The 15341-nt window shown below is 71.5% G+C and carries 13 protein-coding genes and 2 pseudogenes; 12 read left to right on the top strand and 3 right to left on the bottom strand.

What is annotated here, in order from left to right; translation table 11 throughout:
- From ACFYOH_RS13965 to ACFYOH_RS13955, 3 genes are read right to left on the bottom strand one after another with little or no spacing between them, the layout of a single operon-like run.
- Positions 1-939 (bottom strand): ABC transporter substrate-binding protein, encoded by a 939-nt coding sequence (locus tag ACFYOH_RS13965; protein ID WP_388625153.1) that lies wholly within the window; start codon positions 937-939, stop codon positions 1-3.
- Entirely contained in the window at positions 936-1607 is a 672-nt protein-coding gene (locus ACFYOH_RS13960) for an ABC transporter permease (RefSeq protein WP_388625150.1), read from the bottom strand. Before ACFYOH_RS13960 ends, ACFYOH_RS13965 begins: the two co-directional genes overlap by 4 nt.
- Positions 1604-2347: an ABC transporter permease gene (locus tag ACFYOH_RS13955; protein WP_388625147.1), complete on the bottom strand. Its 744-nt coding sequence runs from the start codon at positions 2345-2347 to the stop codon at positions 1604-1606. The genes ACFYOH_RS13960 and ACFYOH_RS13955 overlap by 4 nt, the downstream gene beginning before the upstream one ends.
- A gap of 182 nt (positions 2348-2529) precedes the next feature.
- On the opposite strand from ACFYOH_RS13955, the gene ACFYOH_RS13950 reads away from it, so the two are divergent.
- The 12 genes and pseudogenes from ACFYOH_RS13950 (at position 2530) to ACFYOH_RS13895 (ending at position 15260) form a co-directional block, all read left to right on the top strand.
- A complete protein-coding gene (locus ACFYOH_RS13950) occupies positions 2530-3387 on the top strand; it encodes an AAA family ATPase (RefSeq protein ID WP_388625144.1) in 858 nt (285 codons plus the stop codon).
- On the top strand, positions 3384-4736 hold the full coding sequence (locus ACFYOH_RS13945) for a VWA domain-containing protein (protein ID WP_388625142.1): 1353 nt from the start codon (positions 3384-3386) through the stop codon (positions 4734-4736). The genes ACFYOH_RS13950 and ACFYOH_RS13945 overlap by 4 nt, the downstream gene beginning before the upstream one ends.
- A gap of 46 nt (positions 4737-4782) precedes the next feature.
- Positions 4783-5743, top strand: a pseudogene (locus tag ACFYOH_RS13940) (pyridoxal-phosphate dependent enzyme).
- Positions 5744-5865: 122 nt separating this feature from the next.
- Entirely contained in the window at positions 5866-6432 is a 567-nt protein-coding gene (locus ACFYOH_RS13935; protein WP_388625948.1) for a GNAT family N-acetyltransferase, read from the top strand.
- Positions 6433-6783: 351 nt separating this feature from the next.
- Positions 6784-7129, top strand: a pseudogene (locus ACFYOH_RS13930) (sigma-70 family RNA polymerase sigma factor); the annotation flags it as partial.
- Positions 7126-7482, top strand: coding sequence for a hypothetical protein (locus ACFYOH_RS13925; RefSeq protein ID WP_388625140.1), 357 nt, complete (start codon positions 7126-7128; stop codon positions 7480-7482). The pseudogene ACFYOH_RS13930 and the gene ACFYOH_RS13925, both read left to right, overlap by 4 nt.
- Before the next feature lie 236 nt (positions 7483-7718).
- Entirely contained in the window at positions 7719-8684 is a 966-nt protein-coding gene (locus ACFYOH_RS13920; RefSeq protein WP_388625138.1) for a pirin family protein, read from the top strand.
- An 858-nt stretch (positions 8685-9542) separates the two neighbouring features.
- Positions 9543-10283 carry an SDR family NAD(P)-dependent oxidoreductase gene (locus tag ACFYOH_RS13915; protein WP_388625136.1) on the top strand — a complete coding sequence of 247 codons (741 nt, stop codon included), beginning with the start codon at positions 9543-9545 and terminating at the stop codon, positions 10281-10283.
- 596 nt (positions 10284-10879) lie between these two features.
- Positions 10880-11089: a ferredoxin gene (locus ACFYOH_RS13910; protein WP_388625133.1), complete on the top strand. Its 210-nt coding sequence runs from the start codon at positions 10880-10882 to the stop codon at positions 11087-11089.
- On the top strand, positions 11079-12455 hold the full coding sequence (locus ACFYOH_RS13905) for an NAD(P)/FAD-dependent oxidoreductase (protein WP_388625131.1): 1377 nt from the start codon (positions 11079-11081) through the stop codon (positions 12453-12455). The genes ACFYOH_RS13910 and ACFYOH_RS13905 overlap by 11 nt, the downstream gene beginning before the upstream one ends.
- Positions 12456-12490: 35 nt before the next feature.
- Positions 12491-13708, top strand: coding sequence for a cytochrome P450 (locus ACFYOH_RS13900; RefSeq protein WP_388625128.1), 1218 nt, complete (start codon positions 12491-12493; stop codon positions 13706-13708).
- A gap of 340 nt (positions 13709-14048) precedes the next feature.
- Positions 14049-15260 carry a Gfo/Idh/MocA family oxidoreductase gene (locus ACFYOH_RS13895; RefSeq protein WP_388625126.1) on the top strand — a complete coding sequence of 404 codons (1212 nt, stop codon included), beginning with the start codon at positions 14049-14051 and terminating at the stop codon, positions 15258-15260.
- The last annotated feature ends 81 nt before the right edge of the window (positions 15261-15341 follow it).

Below are 15341 nucleotides of genomic sequence, written 5' to 3'. Positions count from 1 at the left end.
TCACTTCAGCAGGCCCTTGTTTTCCAGGTAGGCGCGGGCGACGTCGGCGGGCAGCCGGCGCCAGCTGTCCACCTGCTGGTTCATGTCGGCCAGGTCCTGTGTGGTGAGGACGTCGTTGAGCCTGCCCAGCGCCTTGGCCACGCCCGCGCTGCCCGCCCGGGAGCGGTTGACCACCGGGACCACGTAGTCGGCGTTCTGCAGATGTCTGTCGTCGGCCAGCAGGACCAGGCCGAAGGAGTCGAGGGTGGCGTCCGTGGTGGTGGTCAGCACCATCTGGTCCCGGTCCTCCTGCACGGCCCGCTTGGCCTGCGTGGTGCCGACGCCCTTGGGGTCGACGCCGGTGACGTCGATGCCGTACACCTTCCTCAACCCGGGTGCGCAGTAAGGCCGTTGGACGCACTCGTCGCCAGCCGCGAGGCGCACCCTCAGCTTCGCCGCGCCGAGGTCGCTGAGGGACTTGAGGCCATGCCGGCGGGCGTAGTCCGCGTGCACGGCGAAGGCGTTCTGGTCGACCGCGCGGCCGGGCGGGAGGACGGTGAGGCCGCGAGGCGCGGCGAGCCGGCGCAGGGCGGTCATCGTCCTGCCGAGGCCGGGTGAGCCGACGGGCTCGGCGTCGGCGCCGTGTGTCTTGGCGTTCAGCCAGTCGGCGAAGGTGGCCGCGTACTCGGGGACGACGTCGATCTGGCCGGATTCCAGGGCCGGTTCGTACAGCTCCCGGTTGTTGACGGTGAGCAGGGAGGTCTTGTAGCCGGCCCGGTCCAGCAACTGGGCGTACAGCTGGGCGAGCAGATCGCTCTCGGTGAAGCCGGCCGAGCCGATGGTGAGGTGGTGGCTGTCGCCGGGCGATGCGGTGACCTGGCCGCGGTTCTCCAGGGAGGGGCCGGTGGTGCAGGCCGTGAGCGTGAGGAGCGTGACGGCTGTGAGCGCTCTTCTTCTCATCGGCCGCTCCTCGCCCACCCCGGTGCCAGTCGCTCGGCGATCTCGAAGACACCCTCGACGACGAGCGCGAACCCGGCGACGAGCAGGGCGCCCGCGACCACCTGGGGCGTACTGGCGAGGTTGAAGCCGGCGGTGATGATCCGGCCGAGCCCGCCGCCGCCGGCGAGCGCGGCGATGGTGGCGGTGGCGACGAGCTGGACCGCGGCGATCCGCACCCCGTTCAGGACCATCGGCAGCGCGAGGGGCAGCTCCACCCGCAGCAGCATCTGCCCTCCGGTCATCCCCATGCCACGGGCCGCCTGTACGACGCCGCGGTCGATCTCGCGCATGCCGACGTAGGCGTTGGTGAGCAGCGGCGGTACGGCGAACAGCACCAGGGCCACCACCGTGGGACCCTCGCCCCACTGGCCGACCGGGGTGAGAAGCAGCAGGACCAGGACGGCGAACGTGGGCACGGCCCGGCCGACGTTGGAGATGTTCACGGCGAGCGCGCCGCCCTTGCCGAGATGGCCGAGGACCAGGGCGACGGGCAGCGCGAGCAGACAGCTGAGGAAAAGGCAGACGGCGGTGAGCACCAGATGCTGGAGCAGCCGGTGCCGGACGCCGTCGTCGCCCGACCAGTGCGCGGGGTCGGTGAGCCACTGCCAGGTCGCGGTGAGTGTGCTCATGCGCGGCCCGCCTTCACCCCGAGGACCCTCGTGCGCGGCCCGCCTCGTCCAGCGGGCACCCCTGCGCGGGCCGCCCTGGTCCACGGCGTGATCAGCCACTGCACACCCAGCAGAAGCAGGTCGGCAGCGACGGCGATCAGCACGCAGAGCACGGAGGCGGTGAGCACCTGGGCCTTGAAGTAGGTGTTCATGCCCGCATAGATCAGGTTGCCGAGCCCGCCGAAGCCGACGATCGCGCCGACCGTGACCAGGGAGACCGCCGAGACGGTGGCGATGCGCAGGCCGGCCATCGCGGCGGGCAGGGCGAGGGGCAGTTCAACGGTGAGCAGCAGCCGGATCGGGCCGTAGCCGAGGCCGCGCGCGGCCTGCCGGATCTCCTCGGGGACGGCGCGCAGGCCCGCGAGGATGTTCCGGACGAGCAGGGTCAGCGAGTACAGCACGAGTCCGGCGACGACGAGCGTGGCCGAGAGGCCGTACAGCGGCAGGAGCAGGGAGAACATGGCGAGCGACGGGATCGTGTAGAGGATCGTGGTCACGGCGAGCACCGGCCCGGCCGTCCAGGCCCGGCGGCGCGCCAGCACGGCGAGCGGCAGCGCGACGGCCAGGCCGATGAGGACCGACAGCACGGTCAGCTGGAGGTGCTGCACGCCCGCGTCGAGGAGGATCCGGCGGCGGGTGCTCAGATAGGCGCCGCAGATCCATTCGTTGCGCGCGAGGCAGTCGTCCGGGGGCGCGGTCACGGTTTCATTGGACCGGGCGGGCGAGCCGGTCGGCGCGCTGGGCTGGCCCGTACGGGGTGCTGCGCGGGACAGCGGACAACAGCATGCGCGCCGGCCCGCTCCGCAGAATCCACGTGACAGCGGTGCTGAACAAGCGCTTAGATAGGAGTCCGCGAACCGCTCCCGACCCGCCGGAGGCCCCGTTGTTCACGTCCGTCGACGACGTCTCCGCCCGCCTCGCCGAGACCGGCTACCTGGCCTCGCCCGCCGTCGCCACGACCGTGTTCCTCGCCGACCGGCTCGGCAAGCCGCTGCTGGTGGAGGGCCCGGCCGGGGTCGGCAAGACCGAGCTGGCCAAGGCCGTCGCCCAGGTGGCCGGGGCCCGGCTGGTCCGGCTGCAGTGCTACGAGGGCGTGGACGAGTCCCGCGCGCTCTACGAGTGGAACCACGCCAAGCAGCTGCTGCGGATCAGCGCGGGCCGCGACGAGAGCTGGGACGAGACCCGCACCGACATCTTCAGCGAGGAATTCCTGCTCCCCCGCCCGCTGCTGACCGCGATCCGCGGTGACGAGCCGACGGTGCTGCTGATCGACGAGACCGACAAGGCCGACATCGAGATGGAGGGGCTGCTGCTGGAGGTGCTCAGCGACTTCCAGATCACGGTCCCGGAGCTGGGCACGGTCACCGCGACCCGGCGCCCGTTCGTCGTCCTCACCTCCAACGCCGGCCGGGAGCTGTCCGAGGCGCTGCGCCGCCGCTGTCTGTTCCTGCACATCGGCTTCCCCGAGGAGGAGCTGGAGCGGCGGATCGTACGGCTGAAGGTGCCGGGCCTCGACGCGGCGCTGGCCGAGTCGGTGGTCCGGGTGGTCGGCGCGCTGCGCGCGATGGACCTGCGCAAGGCGCCGTCCGTCGCGGAGACCATCGACTGGGCGCGCACCCTGCTCGCCCTGGGCGCCGACGCCCTGGACGAGACGTTCGTACGGGACAGCCTCGGGGTGATCCTCAAGCATCAGGACGACATCCAGAAGGCGGCGGCGAAGCTCGACCTGGACGCGCTGTGACCGCGGTCGCCGAGCGGATCACCGGGCTGGTCGGGGCGCTGCGCGCACACGGCGTGCGGACCGGCACCGGCGAGACCGTGGACGCGGCCCGTGCCGCGGAGGCGCTGGGGCTCGCCGACCGGGAGCGGCTGCGCGAGGGGCTGGCCGCGACGCTGCTGCACGGCCCCGGTCAGCGCGCGGTGTTCGACCCGGTCTTCGACCTGTACTTCCCGCGCGGGGTGGGCGGCCCGGACGGAGAATCCAGGGACCGCGAGGCGCTGCGCGACCGGCTGGCGGAAGCCCTGGCGGCGGACGACCGTGCCCTGATGGCCCGGTTGGCGGTGGACGCGGTCGACGCCCTCGGCGGCTACGGCAGTTCACCCGGCTCGGACGGCTGGTCGGCGTACCAGACGCTGGACCGGCTGCGCCCGCAGACCCTGCTGGCCCGGGTGCGAGCGGACGTCCGGGGCCGGGACGGCAGCGGTTCCGGTTTCGCGGACCGGCTGCTGGACGACGAGATCCGGGGCCGCATCGAGGAGTTCCGGCGGATGGTCGGGGCGGAGGCGCGGCGCAGGGTCGCCGAGCGGCGTGGGCGGGACGAGATCGCCCGGCGCGGCGTCGTACCGACCGCGGACCGGGTGGACTTCCTGTACGCGAACCGAAACCAACTGGCCGAACTGCGCAGGGCGGTTCAGCCGCTCGCGCGCAAGCTGGCCACCCGGCTCGCCGCACGCCGCCGCCGGGCCGCGCGCGGCACCGTCGACCTGCGCCGCACCCTGCGCTCCTCGCTGTCCACGGGCGGGGTGCCGATGCGGCCGGTGCTGCGCAGGCGCCGCCCCGTGCGCCCCGAACTGGTGCTGCTGTGCGACGTGTCCGGCTCGGTGTCCGGCTTCTCCGACTTCACGATGCTGCTGGTGCAGGCGCTGCACGACCAGTTCAGCAAGGTCCGCGTGTTCGCCTTCGTCAACCGGCTCGACGAGGTGACCGGTCTGCTCGACCACGGCCGCGCCGACCCGGAGGGGCTCGGCGCCCGCATCCACGCCGAGGCCACGCTCACCGGCTGGCACGGCAGCAGCGACTACGGCGTGGCACTGGGCGAGTTCGCCGCGCGATACGGCGACGCGGTGGGCCCGCGCACCACCGTGTTCGTCCTCGGGGACGCCCGGACGAACATGAGCGACCCGAACCTGGCCGCCGTACGCGAGGTCGCCGGGCGGGCCCGCCGCGTGTACTGGCTGAACCCCGAGCCGCGGGACCGGTGGGGCACCGGCGACTCGGCCGCGCCCGCGTACGCCGAGCTGGTCGAGATGCACGAGTGCCGTACGGCCCGTCAGCTCAGCGCGCTGATCGCCCGGCTGCTGCCGGTGTGATCGACTGGTGCCGAACGACCGCGACCGGCATCGAAGGACGTACGCCATGGGCCACTCCCCCGTTCCGCTCGGCACCTTCCCCACCCCCGTCGAACCGGCGCCCCGGCTCGCCGCGGCGCTGGGGCTCGGGCCCGAGGACCTGTGGATCAAACGGGACGACCTGACCGGTCTGGGCGGCGGCGGAAACAAGATCCGCAAACTGGAGTGGACCGTGGGCGCGGCGCTCGCCGAGGGCGCGGACACGCTCGTGACCACGGGCGCCCCGCAGAGCAACCACGCCCGGCTGACCGCCGCCGCGGCCGCCCGGCTGGGCCTGTCCGCCGTCCTCGTGCTGCGCGGCGCGCCGGGCGTCTCCCGGTCCGGGAACCTCGCGCTGGACGGGCTGTTCGGGGCGCGGATCGCCTGGGCGGGCGAGGTGGACCAGGCCGGGCTGGACGCGGCGGCGGCCGAGGTGTGCGCACGGCTGCGGGCGAGCGGTGCCCGGCCCGCCCTGATCCCGTTCGGCGGGTCGGGGGTGCCGGGCGCCCGGGGCTATGTGCGCTGCGGCGAGGAACTGGACGAGCAGGTGCCCCAGCTGCGCACGGTGGTGGTCGCGCTCGGCTCGGGCGGCACCATGGCCGGCCTGGTCGCGGCCCTGGGCGCCGGCTCGGTCCTGCGCGCTGGCCGACCCGGCCGCCGCCGTCGCCGAGTTCGCGGCACCGCTCTCGACCGAGGAGATCACGCCGGAGGGGCTGCGGGTGCGCCGGGACCAGGTGGGCGGCGGTTACGCGACGCTGACCGGGCCGGTGAAAGAGGCGCTCCGGATCGCAGCCCGCACCGAGGGCCTGGTCCTCGACCCCGTCTACACGGGCCGGGCTCTGGCAGGGCTCCGGGCGGCCGTCCGGGACGGTGACGTGCGGCCGGGCGAGAAGACGGTGTTCGTACACACCGGCGGCCTGCCCGGCCTGTTCGGGCACGCGGACGCGGTCGCGTTCGCGGAGGGGGAGGTGGCGGCGTTCGACGGGTGACTCCGGCGGACCGTACCGCCCTCGACATGCGCGAGCCTCGCAAGGAGGCCGGACGGCCCGCGGCGAGGGGGCCGACCGTAGGCTGGCCTACAGATGTCCCACCCGATCATCCGAAGGTGACCATGTACGCGACCTCCCTCGGTGCCGACGGTGCCGAGCTGTGTCCCCTCCAGCCCTGGCAGGCCGAGGAGTTCCTCGCACATGTGGACCGGGGCCGGGAGTTCATCGGACGGTTCAACGCTCTCCCGGACGTGGTCACGGATCTGGTGGCCGCCCGGGAGTTCCTGACGGCGTACGCCGGGAAGGAGGCGGCCGACGCGGGCCTCATCCGGGGGATCCGGCTCGACGGCACGCTGGTCGGAGCGGTGATCCTGCGCCGGATGGACGTCCCTCGGGGCACGGCGGAGGCGGGCTGCTGGCTGGAACCGGCCGCGGTGGGCCGGGGGTTGGTGACCCGGGCCGCACGTCTGCTCATCGACTGGGCGATCCGGGAGCGGGGCATCCACCGCGTGGAGTGGTGGGTATCGGCGGGGAACGCGCCCAGCATCGCGGTCGCCCGGCGACTGGGTATGCGCAAGGAGGCGGTCCTGCGGGAGAGTTACCCGTACCGGGGCGAGCGACACGACGAGGAGATCTGGTCGGTGCTGGCGCCGGACTGGACGGTGATTGCGCGGACTGACGGCGTGTGACGGGCCGCCCCGTCACCAGCGGCGGTCCCTTGCAGCGGCGAGAGCGGGCGCCCCTCGAAACGGCGCCAGGGCCATTGCATTTCAGGGCACCAGCGGGCGCCGCCCCCAAGGGCCACGGCAGTCAGGATTCCGCAAGGGCGGCAGGGCGCGGGTCCGCGGGGGCTACGAGGAGGGGGAGGTCCCAGGCCGGTCGCGGGCTCGGACCTCGACGGACACCAGCGAGGAGCGGTCACGCGGGGCGCGGTCCTGCCGATGTCCCGCGGGCGCGAGGAGGGGCGCGTTCCCTCGAAGCCATAGTGGGTGCAGTCCCGCAGGGGCGTCGGCACGCGCGGTCCCCGGGAGGACGAAGGGCTCGCCTCGCTCGACGACCCGGAGGCCTATCTGCGGACCAGCGTCGTCAACGCGGCCCGCTCGGTGCTGCGCCGGTGCAGGACCGTACGGGCGCACACCCCCGCCCTCGAGCAGCACGCTCACTGCCCCGGAGGAGGACGTGCTGCTGCACGAGGACCATCGGGAGGTGCTGGCGGCGCTGCGCACGCTGACCCGGCGGCAGCGGGAGGTGCTGGTGCTGCGCTACTGGTCGCATCTGAGCGAGGCCCAGATCGCGGCGACGCTCGGCCTGTCGCGAGGTGCCGTCAAGTCCACGGCCAGCCGGGCCCTGGACGCCCTCGGCCGACGTCTGGAGGGTCTGCGATGAACGAGTCCGGTACCGGAACCGCGTACACGCCGGTCGAGGAGCGGCTGCGGGCCGCACTGGCCGCGCGGGCGCATTCCGTGGGTCCCGCCGACCTGCGGCCACTGCGCGTGCCGACGGCAGCGAGGCGGCCCCGCCGGGCGCTGCCGCGCCGTACGGCGCTGGGCACGATGGCACTGGCCGCCCTGGCCGTGCTGGTGTTCTTCGCGGTGCGCGGCGGCCAGTCCCGCCCGACCGAACCGGCCCGCCCACCGCACCCGGCAACCGGCACGCCGTCCCCGGTCCCCAGCCCGGCCAGCCCGTCCACGGCCACTCCGTCCACGGCCGGGCCGTCACCGAGCGCGCGGCAACCATGAGTCCGGCGCCGTCCCCAGCCCCGCCCCCCGCCACCTCGTCCACGGCACGCCAGGCCCTCACCGATCCCACGCACCCCCGCCCCGACAGGTCCCCGGCAGGTCCGCACAGGTCCGAACCACGCCTTGGATGCGCAGTTCGATGTCGTGGCCGAATGCACGTCAGTCGATCGACTTAACCAGGGCGAATGCGGGTCCACGCTCACCGGTACGCCGCCCGCACCGCTAAGTTGTCCGCCATGAGCAACCTTGACCGCGCGCCCGTGCCCAGCGTCTGCGGCGGCCGCGGATTCGTCGTGGCCGAGCCCGTCCGCGAGCTGCTGAGCCCCCGTCAGGTGAGGCTGGGCGAGTCGACCGAGGTGCGCCGGCTGCTGCCTAACCTCGGCCGTCGCATGATCGGCGCGTGGGCCTTCGTCGACCATTACGGCCCGGACGACATCGCCGACGAGCCCGGCATGCAGGTCCCGCCGCATCCGCACATCGGGCTGCAGACGGTCAGCTGGCTGCACGAGGGCGAGGTGCTGCACCGCGACTCGACGGGCAGCCTGCAGACGATCCGGCCCGGACAGCTGGGCCTGATGACCTCGGGCCGCGGGATCAGCCACTCCGAGGAGAGCCCGCGCCCACACGCCCGCTTCCTGCACGGCGCCCAGCTGTGGGTCGCGCTGCCCGACGAACACCGCCACACCGACCCGCGGTTCGAGCACCACCCGGACCTGCCCACGGTCACCGCGCCCGGCCTGACCGCCACGGTGATCCTCGGCGACCTCGACGGCTCCGCCTCGCCCGGTACGACGTACACCCCCATCATCGGCGCCGACCTCGCCCTCACCCGGGGCGCCGGCGTACGGCTGCCCCTGGAGCCCGACTTCGAGTACGGCGTGCTGGCCATGTCCGGCGAGGTCCACGTGGACGGCGTACCGGTGCTCCCCGGTTCGCTGCTCTACCTCGGCTGCGGACGCTCCGAACTCCCGCTGCGCGCCGAGTCGGACGCCGGAATCATGCTGCTGGGCGGCGAGCCGTTCGCGGAAGAGCTGATCATGTGGTGGAACTTCGTCGGACGCACGCAGGACGATATCAAACAGGCCCGGGAGGAGTGGATGAGCGGGTCGAGATTCGGGGAAGTGAAGGGGTACGACGGGGATCGCTTGGCGGCACCGGAGCTGCCGCCGGTGCCACTGAAGGCGCGGGGTCGAGTGCGCTGAGCTGGCACTTTCCACTCATGGAGCGAGTACCGCCTGGTGACGATCAGCGCACCCCGTCCGGTTAACTCGACCTGCGTCAGCAAACACTCCTCACGTCAGCATTCGACTCGCCCTCGAAGTGCAAGTTTCGCCAGGCGTTGTCAGCTTTAATCAGACTGATGCTGACCCAATGCTGACTCCAGTGACAGGTAGTCAGGTCTCCTTGGGAGCTCCGCTCGCACTTCCCTTGCCCTTCCCACCGCCTCGTCTCGAGCCCCGTGTCGTGAGTCGCCGGCGGATCGCGCTTCCTCGGCGAGCGCGGAAGCACATCCTCTTCGGAACCATGCTGACCGCAACCCCCGGGTTATCGGGTCTCCACAAACTCAGCCGTAACGCGGCCTGACATTGGGCAATACCCGCGTCTCCGTCGCAGTTGGTGCCGACATAGTGCGCGGCGTCCACACCAGCCCAGGCACCAGATGCCGCCTCGCCAACTCGGATGCGCCCCCAGGACTGACGCACCCTATGGCTGAGCCGGGAACAGGGTGAGACGGACGCCGCGGTTCAGCCGGTTGCTGAACGGCGCCACAGTGGCCTCACCGATGTGCTCGACCTGTCATCCGTCGTCACCGGTCTGGGCTCGGCGCACCTGTCGCTCTCCACGAGCGTGGGGCGCGCTCCGGTCGCCCGCGGACGTGGTCAGCGAAGGCGAGCTCACCGGCCTCCCAAGACCACGTGGCCACGGGCCCCGGGCCGGACCGTGATCAACGATCGGCCCGGCGTGGGTCCGTCCTCGCCATGGAATGAACCATCAGGATCATCAGTTACACGAGGAACAACCGACAGCATGTCGTTCCTCTCGGCTTGGAGGAGCTTTCCATGACTGCAGAACTGGACGGATCCACCGCTCTTGTCACCGGCGCCACGGCTGGCATCGGCCGGGCCGTTGCCCTTCGCCTGGCAGCGTTGGGGGCCTCGGTCATCGTCCACGGGCGGGACGAGCAGCGAGGTACTGAGACCGTCAAGGAGATCGCTGCCGCAGGCGGGAAGGCCCGGTTCGTTGCTGCGGATCTGAGCCGCTCTGAAGATGTGCTGCGTCTTGCCGCCGAAGCAGGCGAGGTGGACATTCTGATCAACAACGCCGGTATCTACCGGTTCGCCAGTACGCCGGACACCACCGCCGAGATGTTCGATACGCAGATGGCCGTCAACTCACGCGCGCCGATGCTCCTGGTCGGTGCCCTCGCCCCGGGAATGGCTGCACGGGGGCGTGGCGCCATCGTGAGTGTGAGCACAGCGGCGGCTACCACGCCGGTGCGGGGAACGGGCGCTTACGGGGCCTCCAAAGCGGCACTCGAACTGCTCACACGAGTATGGGCTGACGAGTTCGGCGGCCAGGGCGTCCGTGTGAACGCCGTGGCCCCGGGCCCTGTCCATACCCCCGGGACGGAGGAAATGGGAGGTGAAACCCTCCAGGTGATCGGGCGAACCACCGTACTGGGGCGGGTCGCAGACCCTGAAGAAATCGCGGAAGCGGTTGTGTTCCTTGCCTCCTCCCGCGCCAGCTACATCACCGGCGCGGTGCTCGAGGCACGCGGCGGACAGCTCGCGATCGGCTGACTCCGGGCTGGGCCGCGATGGGCATGCCAAACCTGACACCCATGCCCATGATGTCCATGGACTGGTCGGCATGCCTGACGGGAGAGGCCCACACCACGAGCAGCGGCTCGATGCCCGAGAGCGGCCCGTTCGGGCAGGAGGCGGAGGTCCCCGGGCGCTCGGTTCGGCGACGGCTGCCTCGACCCGTAAGAAGTGTTTCTGATCCTGACGTGAGCAGTTGACGCGGTGTAGTTACGTCAGCAGCAGGCGGGACGATGATCGCTGCCCAAGCATCTGGTGGCCATGCCGGTCACTGTCGGTCTGCACTCTTCGGCATGCGGTCAGGGCCGGTCCGGGCGGGGCGGACGTGATGGTAGAGCTCTGTCTGATCGTGTACCCGCTGTCGGGCTGGCGTTGATGTATCCCCACACCGATCTCTTTCACGGCGCCTCCGTTCCTGTGTGCCCGATCGCAGCCTCATTCCGGCCCACCTGCGCGTTCTCGAACGCCCCTTGCCCGCTGGATCTGATCCCGATGGAGTAGCCGGGCGAGCGCCTGACGCATTCCGAGCCTAGAAAGAGACAGGGAGCTCAAGGCGACGAAGGGAGAGGCTTGGGATGCGGCTCGTCGTGGACCTCACCCGCTGTCAGGCCTACGCGCAGTGCGTGTTTCTCGCACCGGAGATGTTCGAGCTGCATGGCGAGGAAGCGCTGCTGTACCGCCAGGAAGTCCCGGACGAGCAGTTGGAGCGCGTGCGCCAGGCCGCCGCGGCGTGCCCGGTCCAGGCGATCCTCGTGGGTGAGGCGGTGAGCGCCGGTGCCCGGTGACCTTCGGGAGGGCCCCATCGTCATCGTCGGCGCGTCGCTGGCCGGGTTGCGGGCTGCCGAGACGCTGCGCGAAGAGGGTTTCACCGGCTCGCTGACCGTGGTCGGGGACGAGCCCCACCCGCCCTACGACAGGCCGCCGCTGTCCAAGCAGGTTTTGCTCGGCATGTCGGCGGCGGACACCACCGGGCTGCCGATGCGCCGCGACCCGGACGCCGACTGGCGGCTCGGAGTGCGCGCCACGGGGCTCGACCCGGTCGGCCGTCAGGTCCTGCTGGCCGACGGCGAGTCCCTGCCCTACGACCGGCTGCTGATCGCCACCGGAACCCGGGCGCGCCCCTGGCCCCAACGGGAGCAGGCTGCCCTGGACGGAGTCTTCTCCCTGCACACTCTTGACGACGCCGGGTGCCTGGCCGAGCGGCTGGCCGCCGGGCCGCGCCGGGTGCTGGTCATCGGCGGGGGCTTCACCGGCTCGGAGATCGCCTCGGCCTGCCGGGAGCGGGGCATCGAGGTCACGGTCGCCGAACGCGGCACCGCACCGCTGGTGGGCGCCCTCGGCGGCACACTGGCGAAGCTCGCAGCCGGCCTGCAGCGGGCCCACGGCGTGGACCTGCGCTGCGGGGTGACGGTCACCGCGCTGTGCGGGAACGACAGCGGGCGGTTCACCGGAGCCGACCTCTCCGACGGCAGCCACATCGACGCGGACGTGTGCGTCATCGCCATGGGCGCGGTCCGCAACGTCGAGTGGCTGGCGGATTCCGGGCTGGCGGCGGGCCCGCACGGGGTCGCCTGTGATGCGGGGTGCCGCGCCTTCGACATGTACGGGATCGTCACCGACGACGTCTTCGTGGCCGGCGACGTCTCCCGCTTCCCCCACCCGCTCTTCGACTACCAGATGCTCTCCTTGGAGCACTGGGGCAACGCGGTCACGCAGGCCGAGGTGGCGGCCCACAACATGATCAGTCCCGGGCCGCCGCGGCGCCCCCACCTCGCGGTTCCGGTCTTCTGGTCTAGTCAGTTCGGGGTCAACATCAAGTCCGTGGGCGTCCCCACCTACTCCGACCAGGTGGTCATTGCCCAGGGCTCACTCAGTGAACGCCGTCTGGTGGCGGTCTACGGCTACCGGGGCCGCATCACCGCCGCCGTCACCGTCAACATGGCCAAGTGGCTGGAGTACTACCAGACCCTGATCGAGACCGCCGCCCCGTTCCCGCCCGCGCCCGGCGCGGCCGACGGCCACCCCCTGATCACCGAATTCGCACTCCCCTCCGACGTACCGGATCCGAAGGGACTGTCCCACGGCCCCACCGTCGCACTCACCGGGCACCTGCCGGACCGCCGACTGACCGTGGTCCGGCCCACTGGCTGACCCTTCCGTCCTTCCCTGTCACGAGGAGCCCGTCGATGGCTGTCGACACCCTGCTGGAGCGGATCACCGACTACGCCAACCGCCCCGACCCCTACCCGCTGTACGCGGAACTCCGCGAGGCGGGCGTGGCGCGGCAGACGGACGGCAGCTACCTGGTCGGCGGGTACTACGACATCGTCGCCCTCTTCCACAATCCACGGCTCAGCTCCGACCGCCGCAACCTCGCCGGCACCTACAGCGGCCTGCTGGCGGAGGAGGAAGAGCCCCACCCTTTCATCCGGCTCGACGACCCCGAACACCACAGGCTGCGCAGCCTGGCCACGCGGCCGTTCGGTCCCCCGCACAGTCCGGGCCGGATCGACGCGATGCGAGACGAAATCAGCCGGATCACCGACGAACTGATCGAGTCCCTCCAGGGCCGTACGCGAGTCGACATCGTCGACGACTTCGCCTACCCCCTGCCCGTCATCGTCATCTGCCGACTCCTCGGTGTACCGCGCGAAGACGAGCCCACCTTCCACGAGTGGTCCAACGCCATCACCGACTCCGTCGACATCCGGCCCGGCGAAGACCTCACCATGCGCGAACAGGCCGGCAACCAGGCCCGGGCGCAGATGGGCCGCTACCTGGTGGACCTCGCCGAACAGCGCCGCGGCCACCCGGGTGACGACATGCTGTCCGCGTTCGTCAACGACCCCGACCCGACCGGAGGGCTCACCCGCGAGGAACTGGCGGCCACCGCGGTACTGCTGCTCGTCGCCGGACACGAGACCACGGTCAATCTGATCACCAACGGCGTGCTGACCCTGCTGCGCCACCCCGACCAGCTGGAGCGCCTGCGCCGCGAACCCGACCTGCTTCCCGGCGCGGTGGAGGAGCTGCTGCGCTACGAACCCCCGGTCCATTTGCTGGAGCGCACGCCCCTCACCCACATCGACGTCGCGGGTACGACCATCCCCAAGGGCGTACCCGTGGTGCTCGCGCTGGCCTCCGGCAACCGTGACCCGAAGCGGTTTCGCGACCCCGAGCGGTTCGACCCCACCCGCCGGGACAACCAGCACCTCGGCTTCGGCAGCGGCATCCACATCTGCTACGGCGCACCCCTCGCCCGGGTCGAAGCCCAGATCGCCCTGGGAGCACTCCTTCCCCATCTCACCACCGCAACCCTGGTCGAAGACCCTCCCCCCTACCGGCACAGCGCCGTGCTGCGCGGCCCCCGGCACCTTCCCATCGAGCTGACCCCGTCGCCGTAGACGCAATGAACCGCCTCGCCGTGGCGATGGAACCGAGGCGGCACGCGGAACGGAGCTACTCAGTCGCGGGCGCGCCGGTAGACGGTAGCCAGATCCCGCTGACGGTGGCGAAGCAGGCGATCGCGTGCCGGAGCATGTGGGCCCCGGTCTCCTGTCCACGCCCCAGGAAGCAAAGTAGAGCAGCACCGGTCGTTCGTTCGGTTGTTCCTCGGCCGGCTCGGAGCGCCGACGAACCGCAGGGCAGGGCGCGGCGGAGCGAACTCGCCGAGTGAGATGCCGCTCAAACGAACGGCAAGCCGATCGGCATGTGGCTGACCGGGTTGCTCAGACCGTGTCCTCCATGGCTATGGGCCGTTTCGAGGTGAGAGAGCAGGTGACCGTGAACGCTGGGGTGCACATGACGTCCACTTCCCCCCATCAGGAGCCGATCCACGTCGGTGTCGTAGGACTGAGCGCGAGCGGCGGGTGGGCGGCCACCGCCCATGTGCCGGCGCTGGCAGGACTCGACGGATACGAGTTGCGGGCGTTGAGCGCCAGTAGCGCCGTGTCAGCGCGTGCGGCCGGCGAGAAGTACGCGGTGCCGCTGGCCTTCGGCAGCGCGGAAGAGCTGGCCCACAGCGAGGAAGTCGATCTCGTGGTGGTGACGGTGAAGGTTCCTCATCACCTGGAGCTCATCCGACCCGCGCTGGAAGCGGGAAAGATGGTGTTCAGCGAGTGGCCGCTCGGTGCCGACCTCGCGCAGGCCGAGGAGCTGGCCGACCTCGCGCACCACAGGGGCGTGCTCACGGCCGTCGGCCTGCAGGCCCGGTCGGCTCCACCGCTCCGGTACCTGCGGGACCTGGTCGCCGACGGCTACGTGGGGCGGGTGCTGTCGACCAGCATGCTCGGGTCCGGCTGGATCGGCGGCGCCACCTACGACGACAACTATGCGTACGTGCTGGACGGCACGAGCGGCGCCACGCTGCTGTCGATCCCCTTCGGGCACTCGGTCGACGCGCTGGCCATGGTGCTCGGGGAGTTCCGCGAGGTGTCGGCGCTCATCGAGAACCTGCGCCCGGAGGTCACCCACGTCACGAGCGGGGCGGTCGCGGCCAAGACTGCAGAGGACCAGATCGCCGTCACCGGGGTGCTGGAGTCGGGGGCCGTGGCCGCGGTGCACATCCGCGGTGGGACCTCACGCGCCACCGCGTTTCACTGGGAGATCAACGGCACAGACGGCGATCTCGTCGTCAAAGCCGACCAGGCACAGTGGTGGTACGGGGGGCTGCGGCTCATCGGAGCCCGGGGAGAGGACGGCACGTTGGCCGAGCTACCGGTTCCCGCCCGCTATCAACGATCGCTGACGCAATGGACCGAGCGATCCACTGAGCCTGCCTGCAACGTCGCACACGCGTACGCGCTTCTGCGCGACCAGATCACCGGGAACCTTGCGCCAGATGAGGACGGCGTTCCCGACTTCCGGCACGCCGTCCGGCGACACCGCATGCTGGAGCGGATCCGAGAGGCGGCGCGCGCGGGCCGGAAGGTCACACTCGCAGAGCAAGGCGCGTAGGCCCCGAAGTGAGCCAGGTCGGGAGCTCGACCCTTTCGCCCTCGGCGAGGATGACCACGGTTGCGGTGTTCCCCGAGGCCG

The organism is Streptomyces sp. NPDC007856 (assembly GCF_042868225.1).
GTDB lineage: Bacteria > Actinomycetota > Actinomycetes > Streptomycetales > Streptomycetaceae > Streptomyces.
This window is presented reverse-complemented; position numbering and strand designations above follow the sequence as displayed.

Bases quoted from the DNA above. Each gene is read 5' to 3' on its own strand.
- ACFYOH_RS13965 (WP_388625153.1), bottom strand. From the start codon at position 939: ATGAGAAGAAGAGCGCTCACAGCCGTCACGCTCCTCACGCTCACGGCC.
- ACFYOH_RS13960 (WP_388625150.1), bottom strand. From the start codon at position 1,607: ATGAGCACACTCACCGCGACCTGGCAGTGGCTCACCGACCCCGCGCAC.
- ACFYOH_RS13935 (WP_388625948.1), top strand. From the start codon at position 5,866: ATGTACGCGACCTCCCTCGGTGCCGACGGTGCCGAGCTGTGTCCCCTC.
- ACFYOH_RS13925 (WP_388625140.1), top strand. From the start codon at position 7,126: ATGAACGAGTCCGGTACCGGAACCGCGTACACGCCGGTCGAGGAGCGG.
- ACFYOH_RS13920 (WP_388625138.1), top strand. From the start codon at position 7,719: ATGAGCAACCTTGACCGCGCGCCCGTGCCCAGCGTCTGCGGCGGCCGC.
- ACFYOH_RS13915 (WP_388625136.1), top strand. From the start codon at position 9,543: ATGACTGCAGAACTGGACGGATCCACCGCTCTTGTCACCGGCGCCACG.
- ACFYOH_RS13910 (WP_388625133.1), top strand. From the start codon at position 10,880: ATGCGGCTCGTCGTGGACCTCACCCGCTGTCAGGCCTACGCGCAGTGC.
- ACFYOH_RS13900 (WP_388625128.1), top strand. From the start codon at position 12,491: ATGGCTGTCGACACCCTGCTGGAGCGGATCACCGACTACGCCAACCGC.
- ACFYOH_RS13895 (WP_388625126.1), top strand. From the start codon at position 14,049: ATGGCTATGGGCCGTTTCGAGGTGAGAGAGCAGGTGACCGTGAACGCT.